The organism is Paraburkholderia sp. GAS334 (assembly GCF_050436625.1).
GTDB lineage: Bacteria > Pseudomonadota > Gammaproteobacteria > Burkholderiales > Burkholderiaceae > Paraburkholderia.
This window is the reverse complement of sequence record NZ_JBNDMO010000007.1, coordinates 225,075-246,036: the sequence shown is the minus strand read 5'-3', so window position 1 is coordinate 246,036 and position 20,962 is coordinate 225,075. Positions and strand designations below refer to the sequence as shown.

The 20,962-nt window shown below is 65.0% G+C and carries 18 protein-coding genes; 6 read left to right on the top strand and 12 right to left on the bottom strand.

Translation table 11 applies throughout. The annotated features are described in order from the left end of the window. The first annotated feature begins 151 nt into the window (after nucleotides 1-151). Nucleotides 152-1,123 carry a thymidylate synthase gene (locus P3T21_RS15790; RefSeq protein ID WP_429256852.1) on the top strand — a complete coding sequence of 324 codons (972 nt, stop codon included), beginning with the start codon at nucleotides 152-154 and terminating at the stop codon, nucleotides 1,121-1,123. 100 nt (nucleotides 1,124-1,223) lie between these two features. On the opposite strand, the gene P3T21_RS15785 is transcribed toward P3T21_RS15790, so the two are convergent. Beyond that, nucleotides 1,224-3,950 carry a DUF6600 domain-containing protein gene (locus P3T21_RS15785; RefSeq protein WP_429256851.1) on the bottom strand — a complete coding sequence of 909 codons (2,727 nt, stop codon included), beginning with the start codon at nucleotides 3,948-3,950 and terminating at the stop codon, nucleotides 1,224-1,226. Between the two features lie 160 nt (nucleotides 3,951-4,110). Next, a complete protein-coding gene (locus P3T21_RS15780) occupies nucleotides 4,111-4,830 on the bottom strand; it encodes an ArsR/SmtB family transcription factor (RefSeq protein ID WP_429256850.1) in 720 nt (239 codons plus the stop codon). Between the two features lie 173 nt (nucleotides 4,831-5,003). Between P3T21_RS15780 and P3T21_RS15775 the strand changes: the two genes are divergently transcribed. The 4 genes from P3T21_RS15775 to P3T21_RS15760 all read left to right on the top strand — a co-directional run bounded on the left by P3T21_RS15775 (nucleotide 5,004) and on the right by P3T21_RS15760 (nucleotide 8,360). Further along, nucleotides 5,004-5,150: a hypothetical protein gene (locus P3T21_RS15775; protein ID WP_429256849.1), complete on the top strand. Its 147-nt coding sequence runs from the start codon at nucleotides 5,004-5,006 to the stop codon at nucleotides 5,148-5,150. Between the two features lie 112 nt (nucleotides 5,151-5,262). Further along, nucleotides 5,263-6,516 (top strand): MFS transporter, encoded by a 1,254-nt coding sequence (locus P3T21_RS15770; RefSeq protein WP_429256848.1) that lies wholly within the window; start codon nucleotides 5,263-5,265, stop codon nucleotides 6,514-6,516. 35 nt (nucleotides 6,517-6,551) lie between these two features. Next, nucleotides 6,552-7,718, top strand: coding sequence for a GlxA family transcriptional regulator (locus P3T21_RS15765; RefSeq protein ID WP_429256847.1), 1,167 nt, complete (start codon nucleotides 6,552-6,554; stop codon nucleotides 7,716-7,718). 123 nt (nucleotides 7,719-7,841) lie between these two features. After that, the gene (locus tag P3T21_RS15760; protein WP_429256846.1) at nucleotides 7,842-8,360 is read left to right on the top strand and encodes an acyl-CoA thioesterase; all 519 of its coding nucleotides are present in this window, start codon (nucleotides 7,842-7,844) and stop codon (nucleotides 8,358-8,360) included. A gap of 77 nt (nucleotides 8,361-8,437) precedes the next feature. On the opposite strand, the gene fumC is transcribed toward P3T21_RS15760, so the two are convergent. The 5 genes from fumC to P3T21_RS15735 form a co-directional block, all read right to left on the bottom strand. Next, nucleotides 8,438-9,838 carry a class II fumarate hydratase gene (gene fumC, locus P3T21_RS15755; protein WP_429256845.1) on the bottom strand — a complete coding sequence of 467 codons (1,401 nt, stop codon included), beginning with the start codon at nucleotides 9,836-9,838 and terminating at the stop codon, nucleotides 8,438-8,440. 55 nt (nucleotides 9,839-9,893) lie between these two features. Further along, nucleotides 9,894-11,525, bottom strand: a complete 1,632-nt coding sequence (locus tag P3T21_RS15750; protein WP_429256944.1) for a phospholipase D family protein — start codon at nucleotides 11,523-11,525, stop codon at nucleotides 9,894-9,896. Between the two features lie 379 nt (nucleotides 11,526-11,904). Further along, the gene (gene panS / locus P3T21_RS15745) at nucleotides 11,905-12,864 is read right to left on the bottom strand and encodes a ketopantoate/pantoate/pantothenate transporter PanS (protein ID WP_429256844.1); all 960 of its coding nucleotides are present in this window, start codon (nucleotides 12,862-12,864) and stop codon (nucleotides 11,905-11,907) included. 113 nt (nucleotides 12,865-12,977) lie between these two features. Continuing rightward, complete coding sequence (locus P3T21_RS15740) at nucleotides 12,978-14,405, bottom strand: MATE family efflux transporter (protein WP_429256843.1); 1,428 nt, start codon at nucleotides 14,403-14,405, stop codon at nucleotides 12,978-12,980. 117 nt (nucleotides 14,406-14,522) lie between these two features. Next, the gene (locus tag P3T21_RS15735; protein WP_429256842.1) at nucleotides 14,523-14,741 is read right to left on the bottom strand and encodes an RNA-binding S4 domain-containing protein; all 219 of its coding nucleotides are present in this window, start codon (nucleotides 14,739-14,741) and stop codon (nucleotides 14,523-14,525) included. Nucleotides 14,742-14,948: 207 nt separating this feature from the next. Between P3T21_RS15735 and P3T21_RS15730 the strand changes: the two genes are divergently transcribed. After that, nucleotides 14,949-17,153, top strand: a complete 2,205-nt coding sequence (locus tag P3T21_RS15730) for an ATP-dependent helicase (protein ID WP_429256841.1) — start codon at nucleotides 14,949-14,951, stop codon at nucleotides 17,151-17,153. An 86-nt stretch (nucleotides 17,154-17,239) separates the two neighbouring features. Here P3T21_RS15730 and P3T21_RS15725 read toward each other — a convergent pair whose 3' ends face one another. The 5 genes from P3T21_RS15725 to P3T21_RS15705 form a co-directional block, all read right to left on the bottom strand. Then, nucleotides 17,240-17,998: a DUF4088 family protein gene (locus tag P3T21_RS15725; protein ID WP_429256840.1), complete on the bottom strand. Its 759-nt coding sequence runs from the start codon at nucleotides 17,996-17,998 to the stop codon at nucleotides 17,240-17,242. A 269-nt stretch (nucleotides 17,999-18,267) separates the two neighbouring features. Beyond that, nucleotides 18,268-18,591: an AzlD domain-containing protein gene (locus tag P3T21_RS15720; RefSeq protein ID WP_429256839.1), complete on the bottom strand. Its 324-nt coding sequence runs from the start codon at nucleotides 18,589-18,591 to the stop codon at nucleotides 18,268-18,270. Further along, nucleotides 18,588-19,259 carry an AzlC family ABC transporter permease gene (locus tag P3T21_RS15715; RefSeq protein WP_429256943.1) on the bottom strand — a complete coding sequence of 224 codons (672 nt, stop codon included), beginning with the start codon at nucleotides 19,257-19,259 and terminating at the stop codon, nucleotides 18,588-18,590. Before P3T21_RS15715 ends, P3T21_RS15720 begins: the two co-directional genes overlap by 4 nt. A gap of 235 nt (nucleotides 19,260-19,494) precedes the next feature. Further along, on the bottom strand, nucleotides 19,495-20,322 hold the full coding sequence (locus tag P3T21_RS15710) for an AraC family transcriptional regulator (protein WP_429256838.1): 828 nt from the start codon (nucleotides 20,320-20,322) through the stop codon (nucleotides 19,495-19,497). Nucleotides 20,323-20,382: 60 nt separating this feature from the next. Then, nucleotides 20,383-20,871 (bottom strand): CreA family protein, encoded by a 489-nt coding sequence (locus P3T21_RS15705; RefSeq protein ID WP_429256837.1) that lies wholly within the window; start codon nucleotides 20,869-20,871, stop codon nucleotides 20,383-20,385. Between the last annotated feature and the right edge of the window lie 91 nt (nucleotides 20,872-20,962).

The following is a 20,962-nucleotide window of genomic DNA, read 5'->3' as shown; positions in this document are numbered from 1 at the left end:
TTCAACTTCATCCAGGGACTCGCCGGCTGGCTCCGGTGGTCGCTGGATCGACGGCAAAACGGCGCGGCCGGACGGGAGTCCGCCGCGCTTGCTAAAATCAGGGATTCTCCGCCAAAAACGGGTGCGTCCGCGCCCGGCCGAAGGAACCCGAATGAAACAATACCTCGACCTCGTCCGCCAGATCCTCGACACCGGTACGTGGCAGGAAAACCGCACGGGCATCCGCACGATCAGCATGCCCGGCGCGATGATGCGCTTCGATCTGCAGCAGGGTTTCCCGGCTGTCACCACGAAGAAACTGGCGTTCAAGTCGGCCGTGGGCGAACTGGTCGGATTCCTGCGCGCCTCTCGTAGCGCGGCGGAGTTTCGCGCGCTCGGCTGCAAGGTCTGGGACGCGAACGCCAACGATAATCCGCAATGGCTCGCGAACCCGTATCGCGAAGGCCCGGACGACCTCGGCGACGTGTACGGCGTGCAGTGGCGCAAATGGCCGGCCTACAAGGTGCTGGACGCGGGCGCCACCGCGCAGATCGCCGACGCGACCTCGCGCGGCTTTAGCGTCGTTACCCGGTTCGACGAAGCGGGCACGCCGAAAGTGCTGCTTTACAAGGCGGTCGACCAATTGCGGCAGTGTCTCGACACGATCATGCGCAATCCGTCGGACCGCCGCATTCTGTTTCACGCCTGGAACCCGGCGGTGCTCGACGAAATCGCGCTGCCCGCGTGTCACCTGCTGTACCAGTTTCTGCCGAACGCGGCGAAGCGCGAGATTTCGCTGTGTCTATACATTCGCAGCAACGATGTCGGTCTCGGCACGCCGTTCAATCTGACCGAGGGTGCGGCGTTGCTACATCTGGTCGGACGGCTGACGGGTTACACGCCGCGCTGGTTCACGTATTTCATCGGCGACGCACACATCTACGAGAACCAGCTCGACATGCTGCAGCAGCAACTGACGCGCGAGCCGTTCGAAAGCCCGTCGTTCGCGATTGCCGACCGCGTGCCGGCTTATGCGCAGACCGGGGTCTACGAGCCGGAATGGCTCGAGAAAATCGAGCCGTCGGATTTCTCGCTGGTCGGTTACCGGCATCACGAGCCGCTGACTGCGCCGATGGCCGTGTAGGCTTCGTTTCGTTTTTTTATGTCGCTTCGTTTGGCGTCGCGTCAAAAAAAGCCCGCAGCGATGCGGGCTTTTTTGCGTCTGATTGCGATCGGAAAAGACTTTAAGCTTTGTGACGCTCCTCATGTCCGCCGCTCGTGGCGTGCTGGTCCGGGTGCGGCTGAGGCTGCGGATGCGGCTGCGGTTGCTGGACCTGCTGCGGCGGACGCGGCTGCGGCTGGGGTTGTGGCGCCGGCTGGGGATGCGGCTGCTGCGCCTGCTGCGGGTGAAATTCCTGGCGCGGCTGAGGCTGGGGTTGTGGCTGCGGACGCGGTTCCGGACGCGGCTGTTGGGCCTGCGGCTGTGGCTGCGGGCGCGGCTGCTGGACCTGTGGCTGAGGTTGCGGGCGCGGCAGCTGGGCCTGCGGCTGGGGTTGCGGCTGGGGTTGCGGCTGCGGACGCGGTAGCTGGACCTGTGGCTGTGGCTGAGGTTGCGGGCGCGGCTGCTGGACCTGCGGCTGGGGTTGTGGCTGCGCGTGCATTTCCGGCGCCCGCGGTGCCTGTTGCGCCGGCTGAGGCTGCGGACGTGGCATCTGTTGCGCCTGCTGTTGCGGTTGCGGCTGCTGCGGATGGATTTCCGGACGCGGCTGCTGGGCGACAGCCGCGTTCTCCGGACGGTTCGGTGCAGGCGGCGCGCCATGTTCCGCCTGTACCGGACGACCCTGCATCGCGCCGCCGGGCTGTTGCGGCTGAGGCTGCGGCTGTCCATGGGACTGCTGCGCCATCGGCACGTGCGGCTGCGTCCACGCTGGCTCGTGGCGCGGCTGACCGGCTGCGGCGCCTTGTTCCGGATGCGGCTGCCCGCCATTCGGAGCATTGCCCCAGACCTGTGGCGGACGAGGCACGCCATTACCCGGCTGCGGATGTTCGTTAGCCATCTGCGTGGGCGCGCCCGGCCGTGGTTGCGCTCCCTGAACGGGCTGTCCGGGCTGACTGGGCCGTCCCGCCTGTTCTAACTGTCCAGGCTGACTGGGCCGTCCCGCCTGTTCTAACTGACCAGGCTGCCCTGGCCCCCGCGGCCCGCCTTGCATCCCAGGCGCGCCCTCAACGGCCGGACGTCCCACGTTTGCAGCAGGCTCACCCGGACGCTGCGCAACCTGACCTTCACGACCCGGCATCGCGCCCGGCCCGTGTGACTGCACAACACGCACGTTCTGCTGCGGCACACCCGGTTCACCGCGTCCCGGCCCGTTACCCAGATGCGCCGGCACGGAAGTGCGCACGACCGGACTACCCGCGTTCGGCACCCGGCCGCCGCTTTGCGCAAAATGTTGCGCAAGGTTGTCGCGATACGCCGCCGGCATCGCCGGACTACGCGTTGCGATTACCGGCCGTTCCGACACGTTCGACGGCGGGCGGTAGTTCGCGTTGCGCATTCCCGGGTTGAAGCTCTCGCGCACCGGCGCGATGCCGGGACCGCCCGGATTGATCTGCACGTTTTTCCACTGACGCGGATCAACCTTCTGCGCAAAGCGTCCCACTGGCTGACCGTGGACGAATGCCGTCGCCGGGACGGCCGTCACGCCACCTGGCGCGCGATAGTTGATGTAGGTGTTGTGGACGTTGATGTTCGTCACGTTCACTTCCCGGTTGTAGTTGTTCACCACCACCGAGTTGTTGACGCGATCGTAATAGTGCGGACTCCAGCCCCCCCAACGCGGATGCCAGGGCTCGCCCGGTCCTAGCGGGAACCACGCGCAACCCGCCGCCACCGCGCCGCCGATCGCCAGATTCACGCCCCAGTTGAAGTGGCTGTCGCCGCCGCCCACAAACGCGACGAGCGCCGGCGCATACACCGGCGGCTCGCTGACGACAACCGGTCCCGGCGCCCACGCCCATGAATTGTCGACGTAAGCCCAGCGGCCGTAGTGATACGGCGCGAAGCCCCACGGTGCGTCGTCGATCCATGTCCAGCCCCACGGCGCCTGCCAGACCCAGTGGCCGTCGTGATACGGCGCCCAGTCCGTCGGCACCGAATTCGGCACCCACATTTCGCCGTATTGCGGGTCGTTGCGCCACGTGCCGTTCGCATCGAGATCCTGGTAGCCAGGGATGTCGCGCGACACATAGCGCGCCGAGACCGAGCGGTCCTCAGCGGCGTCGCGGCTCAATGCCCATCGATCGAAAGCGTCAGGGCCCGGTGCGCCGTTATCGGCAACCTGCTGCAGGTTCGTGCCGGAGAACGTCACCTGCTGGCCAGCCTGAACGGGCACCTGTCCGCCGTCGCCATAGACCGTCGCGGCGCCATTGCGCACCGTCACGGTCGTGCTGCTGCCATCGGGTGCGACGTCGACGCGATAGTCGCCCGCCGCTGTCACGCCGAGTGCGAGATTCGGTGTGTCGATTTCGTACGTCGAGCCGGGCGGCAACGAACGCACGCGCGTCGAGAGCGTGCCCTGCGCGACCTTGAGTTGCGCATTGTTGTCGTCGAGATTGAGGACGTCGAGGCTCGTCGATTCACCGAGGCGAACCGCCGTCGAACCAAGGTGCATTTCCGAGCGCGCGCCCTTGTCGTTCCAGAGCTGGTCGCCGGTCGTCAGCGGACGGTTGATCTGCGCGTACGACCAGTCGGTCGCGCCGGCGGGTTCCGTCGTGACCGCGCCTGAGGTGTAGTTCAGACGCGCGACGCGTCCCGGCGGATCGACATTCTGTCCTGTTGCCGCCTGCGGTGCGTACGGCGGGGCAGTCTGCGCGAACGCAGTCTGGGCGGCAAGCGAAAACGGAGCAGCAGCGATCAGGGCATAGCCCGTGAGACGACGGAACGTAAGCAGGTGTGTGGTGAGTGTTTTCATGTTTTCTCTCCGTCAGACGCGGCCCTCTGGCTGCATCCTGTGAAATCACTCTACCTGCCGTGCCTGTATCAAGGCGCGCTCATTTGTAAGCCCTCCGGGGATGCGTGTAACAAAAATTGTCGTTTGTGACGTGCTGCGGGAAAAAGCTGGAGCCCGCGGGTCATTCCGTCAGAAAACTGTCGAAATGACGGCGTCCAGCGGGCGTGATTCGCAGGATGCGCGGCCGGTCCGTGCGTTCAACCCAGCCGTGGGTCTTCCACGCATCAAGCAGCGCCGCGCCGAGCGCACCGCCCAGATGCGGCCTGCGCTCGCTCCAGTCGAGGCAGGTACAGGCGAAGCGTCGGCGCCGCGCCTGCTGGCCGCCGACGTCGATGCCCCAGCCGGCGAAGCGGGCCGCGCCGGCGGGCGTCGCGTCGAGCGTGTCGCCATGCTGCGTGAGCATGCCGTCGCCGACCATCCTTTCGAACACGCGCACCGCCAGTTCACCGGCCATATGGTCGTAGCAGGTGCGTGCGTAACGCATGTCGACCGGTACCGTGCGCGCGGGCCGCAGCACCGGACGTTGCGGCGCGGCGGCCTGCGCGACATTGGCGAGCGCTTCGATCGTGGCGGCGATCTCCGGCGTGGCGATCCGGAAGTACCGATGCCGGCCGCGGACTTCGAGCGCGAGCAGACCGCCGTCAGTCAGCCGCGCCAGATGTGCACTGGCGGCGGACGGCGAGAGCCCCGCGATCAGCGTGAGTTCGCCGGCCGGCCGCGCACTGCCATCCATCAACGCCCACAGCATCGCGGCGCGGCCGGGATCGGCGAGCAGCGCGCCGAGGCGGCTGAGGCCAGGAAAATGGCTCTGGTCACGATCGTCGAGGAGCGGATTGGACATGAGTGTCTCCATATGGGCGGCAGCCGGAAAGGCACGCGATGACATGACTTTAGCGCGGCATCGGCATTCATGTTTCAGCGCGACCTGGAATATGGAGTGCGGTCATGCTCCCGGATGCGTGATCCTCGCCAGGCTAGAATTGGAATCTCCTTCTGGCGTACAGCAAGGCAGTCATGAAACTCTTCTTCGCCATTGCGGCGCTCGTGGCCATGGCGCTATGCGCCGGCTGCGCGCAGGGCGGCGCGGGCCCGTCGCAGTCAGGTTCGAGCGGCATCACGATGTACGGCACCATCGACGAAGGCGTCACCTTCCATAAATAACCTCTGACGCATCGGCAGCATTGGCGGGAATTGATGCATCATTGGCATTCCTGCCATGAGCGGACGTGTGACGATCCAGAACATCGCCACTTCTACCGCGTGAGGCCTGTCGATGTCGTCCTTTGGTGCTCCTTCTTCCGCTGTTCCCGATCCGCTTCTGCCTGACGCCGGCGGCCGGCGCGCCGCACGCGTGCTGGCCGTGTGTCAGGCGCTTTACACGTCGTCCGTTTCCATCGATCTGACATTGACCGGGCTCGTCGGATACACGCTCGCCGATGACAAGGCGCTCGCCACGCTGCCGTTTTCGCTGATCACCGTCGCTGCCGCGCTGACGACGATCTTCGCGTCGTTCCTGATGGCCCGCATCGGGCGACGCGCGGGCTTTGTGATTGGCGCGGGTGTCGGTGCGGCGGGCGGCGCGATCTCCGTGTATGCGATCTTTCATCACAGCTTCTGGGCGTTCTGCGCGGGCACGGCGACGGTCGGCGTATTCCAGGCGTTCGCGCAGTACTACCGGCTCGCCGCCGCCGACGCGGTCGGCGTCGAAGCGAAAGGCCGCGCGATCTCGACGGTGCTGGCGGGCGGCGTCGTGGCCGCCGTCGCCGGCCCGGCGCTTGCCGCCTGGAGCCGCGACTGGCTCGCGCCGGTGGCGTTCGCCGGGTCCTACGTGATGGTGACGGCATTCGGGCTGCTGTCGATCGTGCTGCTCGCGCTGCTCTATCGCGATCACGTGCCGTCGGCCGCGAGCGCTGCTGTGGCGGCCGAGCCCGCGCGACCGCTCGGACGCATCGTCCGGCAACCGATCTTCCTCGCCGCGCTCGCGAACAACGCGCTCGGCTATGCGGTGATGACGTTCGTGATGACCGCGACGCCCATCGCCGCCGTCGCCTGTGGACACACGATCGGCGAAGGCGCGCAGATCATCCAGTGGCATCTGGTCGGCATGTTCGCGCCGTCGTTCATTTCCGCGCGATTGATCCAGCGCTTCGGCGTCCTGCGCGTGATCGGCACGGGAATCGTGCTGTCGGCGCTGTGCGGCGTGCTCGCACTTCGCTCGACCGACCTGCCGCACTTCTATGCGGCGCTGGCGTGCCTCGGCGTCGGCTGGAATTTCATGTTCGTTGGCGGCTCGACACTCCTGTCGCAATCGTACCGGCCGTCCGAACGCGCGAAGACGCAGGCCACCAGCGAATTCACGACGTTTGCGTTTTCCGCGCTCGGTTCGCTGTTCGCCGGGCAACTGCTCGCGCACTTCGGCTGGACGCTGGTCAACGCGGCTATTTTTCCGGTGCTCGGCATGGCCGCGCTCGCGACGCTCGCTTTCGCGTGGTCGCGCGCCCGTGTTGCCGTTGCCGTGGCTTCCTGAGTCTTTCTGTTTCGACTGGACGATTGCCTGCTCACATGACCGGTTCTGTTTCTAATCCTGTTGTCCGTCACGTTGTGATCGCGGTCGCGCCGGATCTCGTGCTGCTCGATGCGTGCGGTCCGCTGGAGGCATTCTGGCGCGCCGAGTTGACGTTGGCTGAAGCGGGGCACAAGGCTGCAGGTTCATCCGCTGGCCATCGTCCGGGTGAGAAGCCGGTGGCGTATCGGGTGACCGTGGCTTCGATCGAAGGCGGTGTTTTGCAGACGTTTCCGGGCTTGCCGGTTGTCACGCAACGGCTCGATACGCTCGACGATGAACGCATCGATACGCTCATCGTTCCCGGTGTGCCGATCGACGAGCGGATCGCGCTGCAGCCCGAACTCGTAGCGTGGATCGCGCGCCGCGCGCCGGATGTGCGGCGCGTGTGCTCGGTGTGCACCGGCGCGTTCTATCTGGCGGCGGCGGGTCTCCTCGACGGACGCCGTGCAACGACGCACTGGCGCGACGCTGATCTGCTCGCTCGGCATTTTCCGAATGTGCGCGTCGATGCTGATCCGATTTTTATTCGCGATGCGCGAGACTGGCGTGAAGCCGACGATTTACGTCAGGCGCCTGATGGGCGTGATGCACACGACGCAGGTAACGGGCGTGGTTTGGGCCGTTCCCGCGCGGGTGACGCGCGCGACCAGAAGGAAGAGCGCGCGGTGTGGACTTCGGCGGGCGTAACAGCGGGCATCGATCTCGCCCTGGCGCTGATCGAAGAGGACGTCGGACACGCGGTCGCGATGCAGGCTGCGCGCCGGCTGGTTGTCTTCATGAAGAGGCCGGGCGGACAGTCGCAGTTCAGCGCGGCGCTGGCGGCGCAGGCTTCGGCAGGCGGCCCGTTCGACGCGCTGCACAGCTGGATGGCCGTCAATCTGCGCGACGACCTGTCAGTTGAGCGGCTCGCCGGACAGGCGCGGATGAGCCCGCGCACTTTCGCACGACGTTATGTCGACGAAGTCGGGCGCACGCCGGCCAAAACCGTTTCGTCGATGCGGCTCGAGGCGGCTGCGCGCTCGCTTGCCGCTTCGCGCTCGCCGCTCAAGCGGATCGCGCTCGACTGCGGTTTCGGCAGCGAGCAGAACCTGCGACGTGCATTCCTCAGGAGATTCGGCGTGTTGCCGCTCGACTATCGCGAGCGGTTTGCGTCGGCTTCGTGAGGGGTTTAACGCGTGCAGGTTTCCCGCGCCGGCAAGCCGGCGCCAGCGGGCTGCACACCCCGCTGTTTCTGGCGCTCGTATAATCGGCTCCTTTCGATAATCTCAATCCGAACGGAGTCCAGGATGAGTAGAGTGAAGACCCACACCCCTGCGGCCTCGATGGACCGTTCCGAAACCACCTTCCGCTTTCTCGCCGAGCCGACCTCAGTCAACTTCGGCGGCAAGGTTCACGGCGGTGCGCTGATGAAGTGGATCGACGAAACCGCTTACGCCTGTGCGGCCGTCTGGTCGGGTCGCTACTGTGTGACGGTAAGCGTCGGCAATATCCGGTTTCGCCGTCCGATCCTGGTCGGTAACCTGGTTGAACTGCGCGCACGCGTCGTCGCGACAGGACGTACCAGCATGCACATTCATGTGTCCGTGCAGGCGGGGGACCCGAAGGGCGGCGAACTGTTGCAGACGACTGACTGCCTCGTCGTGATGGTCGCTGTCAACGAGAACGGGCACCCGGTCGCGGTGCCGTCGTTCGTACCGGAAACCGACGAGCAGAAGCGCCTCGCCAAATACGCGATGGACGTCAAGGAAGCACTCGATGCCATCGTCGAGCTGAAGCCGGAAGAAGTGGTGAAAGGCGAGGTTTGAGATTGCGGGCGGCGTGAGGAAACGCTGCGCCGGCTGACGCCGACGCAGCGTTTTTCACATCCAGCCGCGATCCGGCATCAGACCTTGACCGTACCGACCATCTCGGCCGGCTTGACCCATTCGTCGAACTGCTGCTCCGTCACGTGGCCGAGCGCGAGCGCCGCGGCCTTCAGTGTCGTGCCTTCCTTATGCGCCTTCTTCGCGATCTGCGCGGCCTTGTCGTAGCCGATGTGCGGATTAAGCGCGGTGACCAGCATCAGCGATTCGTTCAGCAGGGTGTCAATGCGATCCCGGTTCGGCTCGATGCCGACGGCGCAATTGTCGTTGAAACTGTGCGCGCCGTCGGCCAGCAGCCGAATGGATTGCAGCACGTTGTGCGCAATCATCGGACGGAACACGTTGAGTTCGAAATTGCCGCTCGCGCCGCCGAAATTCACCGCGACGTCGTTGCCGAACACCTGACAGGCCAGCATCGTGAGCGCTTCGGACTGCGTCGGGTTGACCTTGCCTGGCATGATCGAGCTACCCGGTTCGTTCTCTGGAATCGACAGTTCGCCCAGACCGCAACGCGGGCCGCTCGCGAGCCAGCGGACGTCATTGGCGATCTTCATCAGGCTTGCTGCAACCGTTTTCAGCGTGCCGTGCGCGAAGACGAGGGCGTCGGCGGCTGCCATCACCTCGAACTTGTTCGGTGCGGACACGAACGGCAAGCCGGTGAGCTTGCCGATGGCGGCCGCGACCTTGTCCGCGAACTGCGGATGCGCATTCAGCCCGGTGCCGACCGCCGTGCCGCCCTGCGCGAGTTCGTACAGATGCGGCAGCGCCGATTCGACATGCTTTGCGCACTGATCGAGCTGCGCGACGTAACCCGAAAACTCCTGACCGAGCGTGAGCGGCGTGGCGTCCTGCAAATGTGTGCGGCCAATCTTGACGATGCCGGTGAATGCCTTCGCCTTCGTATCGAGCGTATCGCGCAACGTCTTCAAAGCCGGCAGCAGATGCCTGACGATGCCGAGGGCCGCTGCGATATGCATTGCCGTCGGGAATACGTCGTTCGACGACTGCCCGCGGTTCACGTCGTCATTCGGATGCACCTTGCGCGCTTCGCCGCGCTCGCCGCCGAGCAGTTCGCTGGCGCGGTTCGCGATCACCTCGTTGAGGTTCATGTTGCTTTGCGTGCCGGAACCGGTCTGCCATACGGCTAGCGGGAATTCGTCGGGGTGCTTGCCATCGATGATCTCGTCGGCGGCCTGGATGATTGCGCTGGCCTTCGTTTCGTCGAGGACGCCGAGACCCTGATTCACCTCAGCCGCGGCGCGCTTGATGAGCGCCAGCGCCGTGATCAGTTCCGGCGACTGTTTTTCGGTCGAGATCCTGAAGTTCTGCAACGAGCGCTGCGTCTGCGCGCCCCAGAGCTTTGCATTCGGCACGGCAATTTCGCCGAACGTGTCACGCTCCATTCGTACATCTTCGGTCATGGTTCAACTCCACTTGAGAAAGTGCTATCGCGCCGCGTTCTGCGGCCGGCGAACATCAAAGCTGGCTGTCGACTGGCAGCAGCATGAAAACTCCTGTCATCAGATTCCTGTAAAAACCCGCGTCCGGATCCAGGTTCCACGTTCGCAACTGTCCATTTTCTTCACCGGTCCAGATGAGTTCGCTGGGCGGCGCGCTTGTTGCCTTGAGCCGCGCAAGCTGCTCGGGCGTGACCAGCGTCACGCGATAGCTGACCGCCGGCGCCGTTGCATGATCGAAAATCCTCGCCAGCTTATCCGCGATCGGCGGGCTATGAATCACGAGCACCAGTTCCGTGTTGAGATTCGCGGACCGCGGATCGAGATTCATCGAGCCGATCACGGCCGTCTGGCGGTCGATCACAAAGGTCTTCGCGTGCAGGCTCGTCCGCGATGTCGAACCGGTGAAGTCGACCCGCGTACGGCCTTGCTCCTGTTGGGGCATGAATTCGTAGAGTTCGACGCCACGTTCCAGCAGCGGCACACGATAGGGACTGTACCCGGCCGCCACGACGACTGCATCGGTGGCGGCAAGCGAGTTGGTCAGCACGGCGACGCGCACCCCGCGCCGCGTCATTGCACCGAGCGTCGTGACACCCACGTCGTGAGGCACGAAGTAGGGTGATGTGATCAGCACTTCCTTTTGCGCCGCGTTCGCGAGCGCAATCACGCGTTCCAGCGGCGGACTTTTGTAGTTCGGCGAAGGATGCGTGATCTTGTCCGGCGTGTCGGCCTTGAATTCGGCGTGCGCCCACGTGAGTCCGAGATCGCCATGTGTAATCTGCGATGCAAGCGGCGTCGCATTCAGCGGCTTCGCGTTGTACGGGTCGGCGTTGGTGCGCCAATGCGCGCGCAGTTCGTCGCGCATTGTGTCGAGTTCACCAGCGTCGAACCGCTGCTTGTTGAGCACGCGTAGCGGGTACGACGCGCTGCTGTTCCAGTATTCGTCAAAGCTTGCCGAAATGTCGGCTGTGACCGGGCCTGCAGCCAGCACGTCGATGTCGCGAAACTGCAGCGTTTCGCTCGCACTGAAGTATTCGTCGCCAAGATTGCGGCCGCCGACAATTGCCAGCTGGTTGTCCGCGATCATCGCCTTGTTATGCATGCGCCGCGTGAAGTGGCCGAGCTGTGTGAATACGTTGCTCGTGCGCTGGAACAGGCTTTCCTGAGCGGAACCGAACGGGTTGAAGACACGGACTTCGATGTTGTCGTGCGAGTTGAGCGCCGCCATCACGCGATCGATGTCCTTGAAGTTCAGGTCGTCGACCAGCATGCGCACCCGTACGCCCTTGTCGGCCGCATACAGCGCGGCCGCGAGAAGCAGCTTGCCGGTGGTGTCCTCATTGGCGGTGTAGTACTGCATGTCGAGCGTTTTCGTCGCGGCGCGGGTGAGCGCGATACGCATCTGCAACGCGTCGGTGCCGTTCGCCAGCACGCGGAAGCCGGACTCATCAGGGTGGGCGCGCTCGAGCGGCGCCAACGCCGCGCCGAGCGCGGTGGGTTCCGACGCCGGCAGGGCATGCGTAATGTCGCGGTGAACATCGGTAGCCGGTGGGCGCGTTGCGCAACCGCTGACAAGCGCCACGACCGCGCACGCGAAAGCGAAGCGGATGCCCGCAGTCCTGGTGCCATGCAGATGGAGCCAAACCAGATTGTTTTTGCTGTTGGATGCCGGCACCTTCGCTTTCTCCCGTTGAATCGACTGCCACCGATAGCAAGCGGCATACCGCGAACAATTCACGCGGCCTGGAAAGCATTCTAAGTGGAATCCGGCACGCAGGCCGACTCGGCCATTCGGCATATTGATTGCACGAGCGGGCCACTTCAGAATGCGTGGAAGCGTTCGGCTGGCTGGCGCGGCGGCACGGTGACGGATGCGCCATAGCGAGTGGCGGAGGGCAGGGCGAGGGTTGGGCAAACACGCGGCGGGCGCTCGGGAGAGGGTGAGCCGCCGCGTGTGCGCGGTCATCGGGACGATGGCCGCGCGAAGCGAATAACGAAGCGGGTATCGACCCGGGTGACGAGGTGGCTCAACTGCGTTCGGGCGTCAGCGCGGGAGCGCCGTCGGGATGCGTCGAGCCTTTTGCCGGGCGGCCGGCCCAGTAGCCCGCGAGCAGCGAACCCGACAGGTTGTGCCACACCGAGAACAGCGCGCCCGGGAGCGCGGCGATCGGCGTGAAGTACAGCTTGCCGAGCGTCGCGGCGAGGCCCGAGTTCTGCATGCCGACTTCGATTGCAAGTGTGCGGCAGACGGCTTCGTCGAAACCGAGCAGACGGCCGCCCCAGTAGCCGCCGAGCAGGCCGATGCCGTTATGCAGCACAACGCCGAGCATCACCACGAGGCCGACCGATGCAATGCTCTTCTGCGTGCCGCCCACCACCGCCGCGATGATCAGCAGGATTGCGACCATCGAAACCAGCGGCAGCACCGGCTCGATCCTGCGCACGACGCGACCGAACAGATGATTGACGATCAGGCCAACGACGATCGGCAGCGCGACGATCTGCAGGATGCTCATCAGCATGCCGTGTACGTCGACGGCAATCGAAGCGTCGACGTAAAGACGCGTGAGCAACGGCGTCGCGAACACGCCGACGAGCGTCGACAGTGCGCTGATCGTGACGGACAGCGCGACGTCGCCACGCGCCAGATAGATCATGACGTTTGACGCTGTGCCGCTTGCCACACTGCCGACGAGCACCATTCCGGCGGTGAGATCGGGCGGCATGCGCAGCGCCTTCGCGATCACCCACGCGGCAAGCGGCATCACGAGGTAGTGCAGCACGATGCCGGCAACAACCGGAGCCGGCCGCGTAAAGACGCGCTGGAAATCGGCAGCAGAAAGCGTGACACCCATGGCCAGCATGATGATCGTGAGCAGGGTCGTGACGTGCGGGGCGATGCCCGTGACGGACGTCGGCGAAAAGTACGCCGCAAGTGAAACGAGCACGGCCCACAGAGGGAAAAGACGGGTAACGCGGGCGAGCATGAAAGGTCCTGTTTGCCTGGATTGACGGTAAAAGCAGCGCCGCTATGTAGCGGACGCTTATTTTACTGGTCAGCTTCCAGTCAGACAGCCGTTCCCGGCTACGTATTCAGCGTTTACCGGGTAAGTCCTGGGTCGGTCGCCGGATCAGCGGCCGGGATGGCAGCGGGCACGCGCCGGAGGCTCATCCGGTGAAAACGGAGCGTCATCAGCAGCGCCACGCTGGCGAGGCCGGCGGCGAGGCCCCACCACAGGCCGCGCGCGCCCAGACCGAAGTGAAACGCCAGCGTGTAGCCGGTCGGAAAGCCGATGCCCCAGTAGCCGAAGGCAGCGACGATCATTGGCACACGGGTGTCTTTCAGACCGCGCAGGCAGCCGGAGCCGACCGTCTGCATGCCGTCGACGATCTGGAAGATGGCCGCTACGCGGAGCAGGGAAGCGGCAAGCGAAACGGTCGATGCATTCGCCGGGTCGTCGAGGTGCAGATACAGGCCCACGATCGCATGTGGCGCAATGATCAACACAAGGCCCGACAGCACCATGAAGCCGACGCCGAGCGCGAGCGCAACGAACCCGGCATGTCGCGCGGCAAGCGGTTGCCCGGCGCCGGACCAGTACCCGACGCGCACATTCGCCGCCTGGCCGATCGCGAGCGGCACCATGAAAGCCACCGAGGCCACGTTGAGTGCGATCTGGTGCGCGGCGAGCTGCGATTCGCCGAGCAGGCCGACCATCAGGCCGGTCGCGAGGAAAAGCGTCGACTCGACGCCGTATGTGATCGCCACCGGCCAGCCGATGCCGAACAGCTCGCCCATCAGCGGCATTTCGGGTCGCGTCGCCGTGACGAAATGCCTGTAGCGCGGGCGCAGATGCAGCAGCGCCAACAGGGTGAGTGCGGTCAGCCAGACAGTGATGGTCGTCGCAGCGGCCGAGCCGAGGAATCCGAGTCGCGGTAGACCGTACGCGCCATGAATCAGGCCGTAGTTCAGGAAAGCGTTCACGAAGACGCCACCGATCGACACCCAGAGGAGCCGCTTCGCCGCCCCGATAGCCGGCAGAAACGAGCGCATCAAGCCGATCCCGATCAGGCTGGCAGGCGCGCCCCAGCGCAGCATCGCCGCGTATTCGCCGACGTTGTGCGCGAGCACGGCCGGTTCGCCGAACGCGAGCAGGATCGGCGTCGCAAGTGACAGCAGTGCGAACGCCGGGGCCGCGAGCAGGATCGAGAGCAGAAGGCCTGTCCAGTAGATATGCGGTACGCGGTCTTCCGCCTGCGCGCCGCGCGCATGCGCAACGCTCACGCTGACGGACGTCAACACGCCCTGCAGCAGCGTCACGACGACGAAGAACAGGTTGGCGCCAAGGCCACCGGCCGCGAGTGCGTCCGGGCCGAGCGAGCCGAGCAGGACGGTATCGGTGACGGCCATCGCCATCTGCGAAAGCTGTGCAATGGCAAGCGGGGCAGCGAGACGGGCGGTGTCGGCGGCATGGCGCGACAGCGAGGGCGCCGCCGTGGCGACGCGGGAAAAACCAGGTTGGGTCATGAGCGAGGAACGGCGCGCGGAACCGGGGTCCGCGCCGTTTTCTTCTAAAAGAGACAGCTTATTGTGTCGCGGTGCCGCTGTCGATCAAGAAGCACATTTCTGGTGCGGTTTCTTTCGCTAGCCTTCATGGACGGCGATTCGCGTATCGCCCAGCAGGACGACCTGGCCCGCACGGATCTTGCAGGTCTTGCGCGTTTCGACCTGGCCATCGACCGTTACCGCACCCGACGCGACGATCAGCTTCGCCGAACCGCCGCTGTCTGCGAGGCCGGTGATCTTCAGCAGGTTGTGGAGTTCGACGTAATCGCCGGTCAGCGTGAAATCGAGGTTGGGCATGGCGCGCGCCGGTCAGAAACGACAGAAGGGAGGGGCTCGAATCATAAGCCAGAAGTGCGATGCGCGCACCCCGCGTGCCTGCACGACGACGCATGAACGTTCCGGACCGTTTTATTTGTCCCTCGATCGCCATCGGTCGGCTCGCTGGAAGCAGCAAAGTGCAACGTCCGGCGCACCGAAAAAAGGGCGCTTGTCGGCGCAGGTTGTATGGATATACAGTATGCGTCGCCCTGTCACTTCGCGTTGCTGACCCCTGTGCTTTCTGTCGCCGATTTCCCGCCATCCGATGCCGCCGCTTATCTCGCGCAGCTCAACGAAGCGCAGCGCGAGGCCGTCGAATTCGGGGCGGACAATCCCGGGCACACGCCTGGCGCGCTTCTGGTGATCGCCGGGGCAGGATCCGGCAAGACGAACACACTGGCGCATCGCGTCGCACATCTGGTCGTGAAGGGCGCCGATCCGCGTCGCATCCTGCTGCTGACGTTTTCGCGTCGTGCTGCGCAGGACATGACCCGGCGCGTCACACGCATCGCGGGCGCGGCGCTCGGCGCGCGGGCAGCGCTCGCGCAGGGTCTGACGTGGTCGGGTACGTTTCACAGCGTCGGCGCGCGCCTGCTGCGCGAATATGCCGATCTCATCGGTCTGTCGCCCACGTTCACGATCAATGATCGCGAAGACTCGGCCGATCTGATGAACCTCGTACGCCACGAACTCGGCTTGTCGGCGAAGGAGAAACGGTTTCCGTCGAAGAACACCTGTTTCTCGATCTATTCACGTGTCGTGAACACCGGCGCCTCACTGGCCGACGTGCTGAACACCGCGTTCCCCTGGTGCCGCGAATGGGAAGCCGACCTGCGCATGCTGTTCGCCGCGTATGTGGCCGCCAAGCAGGCGCAAAGCGTGCTCGACTACGACGACCTGCTGCTCTACTGGTCGCATATGGCCGCAGAACCGTCGATCGCCGCCGACATGTCGGGCCGCTTCGATCACGTGCTGGTCGACGAGTATCAGGACACCAACCGCCTGCAGGCGTCCATCCTGCTCGGGATCAAGCCGGACGGTCGCGGACTCACAGTGGTCGGTGACGACGCGCAGTCGATCTATTCGTTTCGCGGCGCGACGGTGCGCAACATCCTGGATTTCCCGGCGCACTTCGATCCGCCCGCAAAGCAGGTCACGCTCGAACGCAACTATCGTTCAACGCAGCCGATTCTCGCTGCGTCGAACGCGGTGATCGACCTCGCGGCGGAGCGCTTCACGAAGAACCTGTGGACCGATCGCGCTTCGGCACAGCGGCCGCGTCTTGTCACCGTTGCCGATGAAGCCGATCAGGCGCGTTATGTGGTCGAGAAGGTGCTGGAAGCGCGTGAAGACGGCATGAAGCTGAAGTCGCAGGCCGTGCTGTTTCGGGCGTCGCACCATAGCGCGGCGCTCGAGATCGAACTGACCCGGCGCAACATCCCGTTCGTCAAATTCGGCGGCCTCAAGTTTCTCGATTCGGTTCATGTGAAGGACGTGCTCGCGGTGCTGCGATGGGCGGAGAATCCGCGCGATCGGGTCGCGGGTTTTCGCGTGGTGCAGTTGATGCCCGGCGTCGGCCCGGCGACGGCCGCGCGGGTGCTCGATCAGGTCGCCGAACGCACCAGTGCGGGCGCTATCCCGGACACTCACACAGATGCATGCGGCAGCGCGCATCACACAGTCGGCGCGCTGGCGTCGTTCGCGCCGCCGGCCCGCGCAGTGGAGGACTGGCATCCGTTCGTCGAACTGATGTCGAAGATATGCGGCCGGCAGTCGTCGTGGCCGGCGGAGTTCGAACAGGTCCGCCGCTGGTACGAGCCACATCTCGAGCGTAACCACGAAGACGCCGCGATTCGCCAGGGCGACCTGCTGCAGATGGAAAGCATCGCGGGCACCTATCCGTCACGCGAGCGTTTCCTGACCGAACTGACGCTCGATCCGCCCGACGCGACCAGCGACGAATCCGGCGTGCCGCTGATCGACGAGGATTATCTGATCCTGTCGACGATCCATTCGGCGAAAGGACAGGAGTGGCGCAACGTGTTCGTGCTGAATGGCGTCGATGGCTGCATTCCGTCCGATCTCGCTGCCGGCAACGACGCGGAACTCGACGAGGAGCGGCGTCTGCTCTATGTCGCGATGACGCGTGCGAAGGAAGACCTGCATATCGCCGTGCCGCAGCGCTTCTACGTACACAACCAGACGCAGCTGGGCGACCGCCATGTTTGGGCGCAACGCACGCGCTTCATTCCGGCGCATCTGCTGCCGTTGTTCGACGCACACGCCTGGCCGTATGTGCCTGTGCCCACGGCGCCGACGGCCGCGGGGCTCGCGGCGGCCGCGCACGCGAAGATCGAGATCGCCGCGAAGCTGAGAAAGATGTGGGATTGAGCGAGGGATTGACTGCTGCAGGCGCGCCTTAAAGGTGAGCAGCAAAGGTGCACCGCAAAGGCGCACCTGCAGCCAGCCGCCGTGCGTTACCGCGATTCCCGCTGTTGCGGGCGCGGCGGCGGCGTGAAGAAATTGCGCAGCCACGCGGCGAGCCGCGTGAACACGTCGTACGGTTCTTCGATGAAAATCTCAGGCTTCAAGAGCCGCAGGTATTCCATGATCTGCTGCGCTTCCTGCTTCTGGAACGAACCGTGCGAAATGCCAAGCCGCAGCAGTCCGCGCAGCTCGCCCAGCTTTTCTCGCGCCATGCTGCCGACGCTCGTCTCACAGCCGATCTTCGCTTCGTACACGCGCTGGCGCAGCGACTCCGCGAGCCGCCATGCCGGTGTCTGCATCACTTCTTCGAGCGCCTGAATATCCTGCGCCGCCGACTTGATCTGCGCCGCGAGCGGATCGATCAGCGACGGGTCGCCCTGCGCCTCATTGACAATCGCCGTGGCCCAGTCGCGGCACTGTTTCACGAGCTCTTCGGGCGTCCACTCGGAACGCGCCGCGAAGCCGAAGCCGAATTCGTTCGCCTGACGCATCAGGATCGCGACCACGTCCGGGAATTCCTTGTCGAGCGTGCGCTTCGCCCACGCGTACTGGCCGCCCTGCAACATGCGCTGCACGGCGTGCTCCGTCAGCGGGACCATGTTGTCCAGCAGCTTCGCGCGCAGAAAATCTTCGAACGAAGGCGTTGCGAACTGCGGATCGAGCTTCAGCGATACCCGCAGAAACGCCTCGAAATCCTTGCGCAATGACGCAACGGTCTCGTCTTTCAGTGAGAGGGTGATGTGACCCATATCTTCCTGTCCCGATTGGTCGTCCCGCGTTGCGTCTGTCTGGCGTCGCCGGCGGCCCGCGGTGAGCGGCCCGCCAGACGCATTGCGCGGCTAGTCCCTGTTTTCTGGCGAGACCGGCAATTGCGCCAGCCCGACAAGGGGACGTCGACTGTTTATCGGCGGGTGACGCCGAAACTTGAGCGGGATTTCTGGAGGGGACCCTGGCTGGACCGTCACCGGCTACCGGTTGGGAACGCCGGCAGCCAGGTGGCCGGAAGGGCAGGAACAGGCTATTTGAGCACCACGCCTTGCCACAGGAAGAACACCGCAAGACCAACGGCGATTGTCAGTAGCGGCCGGCGCGTCAGCGCGCTCACCAGCACGGCGGCGAGCGCGCCGACCAGCTGCGGATTGCGCCACGTAAGCTCGGCGTCGCCGCCGTGCGGCGACACGGCCATCGGCACGATGATGGCCGTCAGCACGGTGACCGGCACAAAGCCGAGCGCGGTGCGCACGAGCGGCGGAAACACCAGCCGGTCGCCGACGATGAAAACCGTAGTGCGGATCAGCCAGGTGATCAGCGCCATCCCCAGAATGATCAGGACGTAATTCATTGCGACACCTCCGCGGTGCGCTGACGCTGCACGTCCGTCCGCGACAGCGCCACACCGATTGCAACGCCCGCGATCACCGCGCCGAGCAGGCCGAGCTTGTACGGCCAGCCCTGCCAGAAAAAGGCGAGCGCGCCGGCGGTCGCAGCCGCGGCGATGTAGCGGAACGCGACGAGCTGCGGCACGACGATCGCGATGAACGTCGCGACCATCGCGAAATCGAGTCCGAGGGACTGCAGGCCGGGAAAGGCCGCGCCGAACAGCAGGCCGGCGAGCGTCCAGATCTGCCAGTTGACGTACATTGAAACGCCCGAGCCGAGAAAATGCCACGGGCCGACCTCGCCGGGCGCGTGACGCCGATAGTGCGTCCACGCGACGGCAAACACTTCGTCGGTGAGAAGGCCACCGAGGACGACGCGCCAGCGCATCGGCAGATGGGCGACGTAGGGCGCGAGTGTCGCGCTGTACAGCACGTGCCGCAGGTTCACGACGAACGTCGTCGCCCACAGCACGATGAAACTGGCATTGCCCGCCATCAGGCCGACGGCGATGAACTGCGCGGACCCGGCGAACACGGCAAGCGACATCAGCTGGCCATGCCACAGGTGCAGCGGCCCCGATGTCACGAGTGTGCCGAAAATGACGCCGAATGGCGCGGCGCCGACCATCATCGGGATCGTGTCGCGGGCCCCTGCGACGAATTCACTGAAACGGCTGGACTGGCTCAATCTCGCTCCTCCTTTGAAGAAGGAGCGTAGCTGTCCCGCGTGGAAGCGGCTTGTACGTTCTTGCTATGGGCGTCGGGGTGACGTTTGTCTGCCCAGTGTTTGCGCTGCATTTGCGTCGCGTCGGCTTCGGTTCGCGTAACCCGCAACGAGGCATTGCACGTCAGGTCACGTCCGAAGATTACGCCGACTGCCAGCGCCCCGGCGGCACACCGAACATGCGGCGAAAGTGGCGCGTGAAATGGCTCTGGTCGGCGAAACCGCTGGCGGCGGCGACATCGGCCACCAAAGCGCCCGCGCGCAGTGGCCCCAACGCGCGCTGCAGCCGGATCTGGTTGCGCCACGCGTGCGGCGGCATGCCGGTCGCCTGTGCGAAAAGCCGTGCGGCGTGAAACGGCGACAACCCGACGGCGCCGGCCAGATCGGATAACTGCACCGGCACCGCGAGATCCCCGCTCAGCTGGGCCTGCATGATCGCGACACGCGGATCACCCGCTGCGATCCTTTGTATTTCAGGCTGCGTGCGACCGTAGCGAACGAGCAGGGTCGAAAGCGCGTCGATCATCGCGGTTTCGGCGGCGAGCAGATCGGCGCCGGCTTCCATCAGCTGGTGAGCGAGCCGCAGCCTGTGCGCAAGGTCCGGGTCGCGAATGACGGCCGGATCGAACCACGGCAGGGGCTGTGGCCTTCCGGCGAGCTCGTCGGCGATCTGCTGGAGGAAGTCGACCGGCGCGTACATCACGCGATAGCGCCAGCCCGCATCGACCGCCCGGGAACCGGTGTGCAGCTCGCCGGGGTTGATGACCGGCACGCTGCCGGCTTCGGCGACGTAGTTCGACCCGCGATAGCGATAGGCTTCCGCGCCCGCTTCGATGACGGGAATCGCGTACGCATCGTGCCAGTGGGGCGTGAACGCCTGGTCGTAATACTCGGCCGTGAGCATCTCCGCGCCGGGGATGAGCGGCGTGCGCCAGTAGCGGGGGCAATCGCGGAAACGGGTGGAAGTCATGGGCAAAGTCCGGCTGGACCCGTCAGTCTAGCGCGAGCGCGGCTTCGATGGGCCGCCTCGTTACTTCACCGGAATCGCCGTGCCCACTGGCATCGGCACGGCGGTTACGCTGTTTTTCGGGCTGCCGGTTGCCACGCGGTCGCTATACGTCAGATAAACCAGCGTATTGCGCTTCGGATCGACCACCCGCACCACGTGCAGCGTCTTGAAGATCAGCGACATGCGTTCGGAAAACACGTCCGACTGCTGTTTGACCGGTCCGTTGAAGTGGATCGCACCGACCTGCCGGCAGGCGATCGACGCCTCGGTCGGATCTTCCGCGATACCGAGCGTGCCCTTGATTCCGCCGGTGCGTGCCCGCGACACATAGCAGGTGACGCCGGCGACATCGGGATCGTCATAGGCCTCGACGACCACGCGATCGGAGCCCGTCAGATGGAAGTTGGTATTGACGCTGCCAATTTCCTCGCCGTGGGCGAGCGGTATGACGCAGGCCACCGATGCTGCCGATGCGGCCACGAGCGACGCCCGCAACAAAGTATGTTTCATTACAATCCCGCGGAAAAAACCGTCATCGTATACCGTCGACCGGGCGCGCGGACGAGGTTTGACAGTTGTTTGCGTCCCTTTTATATTTCGT

What these genes read in the sequence shown, in the direction of transcription:
- P3T21_RS15790 (WP_429256852.1), top strand. Translation starts at nt 152, where the DNA reads ATGAAACAATACCTCGACCTCGTCCGCCAGATCCTCGACACCGGTACG.
- P3T21_RS15785 (WP_429256851.1), bottom strand. Translation starts at nt 3,950, where the DNA reads ATGAAAACACTCACCACACACCTGCTTACGTTCCGTCGTCTCACGGGC.
- P3T21_RS15780 (WP_429256850.1), bottom strand. Translation starts at nt 4,830, where the DNA reads ATGTCCAATCCGCTCCTCGACGATCGTGACCAGAGCCATTTTCCTGGC.
- P3T21_RS15775 (WP_429256849.1), top strand. Translation starts at nt 5,004, where the DNA reads ATGAAACTCTTCTTCGCCATTGCGGCGCTCGTGGCCATGGCGCTATGC.
- P3T21_RS15770 (WP_429256848.1), top strand. Translation starts at nt 5,263, where the DNA reads ATGTCGTCCTTTGGTGCTCCTTCTTCCGCTGTTCCCGATCCGCTTCTG.
- P3T21_RS15765 (WP_429256847.1), top strand. Translation starts at nt 6,552, where the DNA reads ATGACCGGTTCTGTTTCTAATCCTGTTGTCCGTCACGTTGTGATCGCG.
- P3T21_RS15760 (WP_429256846.1), top strand. Translation starts at nt 7,842, where the DNA reads ATGAGTAGAGTGAAGACCCACACCCCTGCGGCCTCGATGGACCGTTCC.
- fumC (WP_429256845.1), bottom strand. Translation starts at nt 9,838, where the DNA reads ATGACCGAAGATGTACGAATGGAGCGTGACACGTTCGGCGAAATTGCC.
- panS (WP_429256844.1), bottom strand. Translation starts at nt 12,864, where the DNA reads ATGCTCGCCCGCGTTACCCGTCTTTTCCCTCTGTGGGCCGTGCTCGTT.
- P3T21_RS15740 (WP_429256843.1), bottom strand. Translation starts at nt 14,405, where the DNA reads ATGACCCAACCTGGTTTTTCCCGCGTCGCCACGGCGGCGCCCTCGCTG.
- P3T21_RS15735 (WP_429256842.1), bottom strand. Translation starts at nt 14,741, where the DNA reads ATGCCCAACCTCGATTTCACGCTGACCGGCGATTACGTCGAACTCCAC.
- P3T21_RS15730 (WP_429256841.1), top strand. Translation starts at nt 14,949, where the DNA reads ATGGATATACAGTATGCGTCGCCCTGTCACTTCGCGTTGCTGACCCCT.
- P3T21_RS15725 (WP_429256840.1), bottom strand. Translation starts at nt 17,998, where the DNA reads ATGGGTCACATCACCCTCTCACTGAAAGACGAGACCGTTGCGTCATTG.
- P3T21_RS15720 (WP_429256839.1), bottom strand. Translation starts at nt 18,591, where the DNA reads ATGAATTACGTCCTGATCATTCTGGGGATGGCGCTGATCACCTGGCTG.
- P3T21_RS15715 (WP_429256943.1), bottom strand. Translation starts at nt 19,259, where the DNA reads ATGATGGTCGGCGCCGCGCCATTCGGCGTCATTTTCGGCACACTCGTG.
- P3T21_RS15710 (WP_429256838.1), bottom strand. Translation starts at nt 20,322, where the DNA reads ATGACTTCCACCCGTTTCCGCGATTGCCCCCGCTACTGGCGCACGCCG.
- P3T21_RS15705 (WP_429256837.1), bottom strand. Translation starts at nt 20,871, where the DNA reads ATGAAACATACTTTGTTGCGGGCGTCGCTCGTGGCCGCATCGGCAGCA.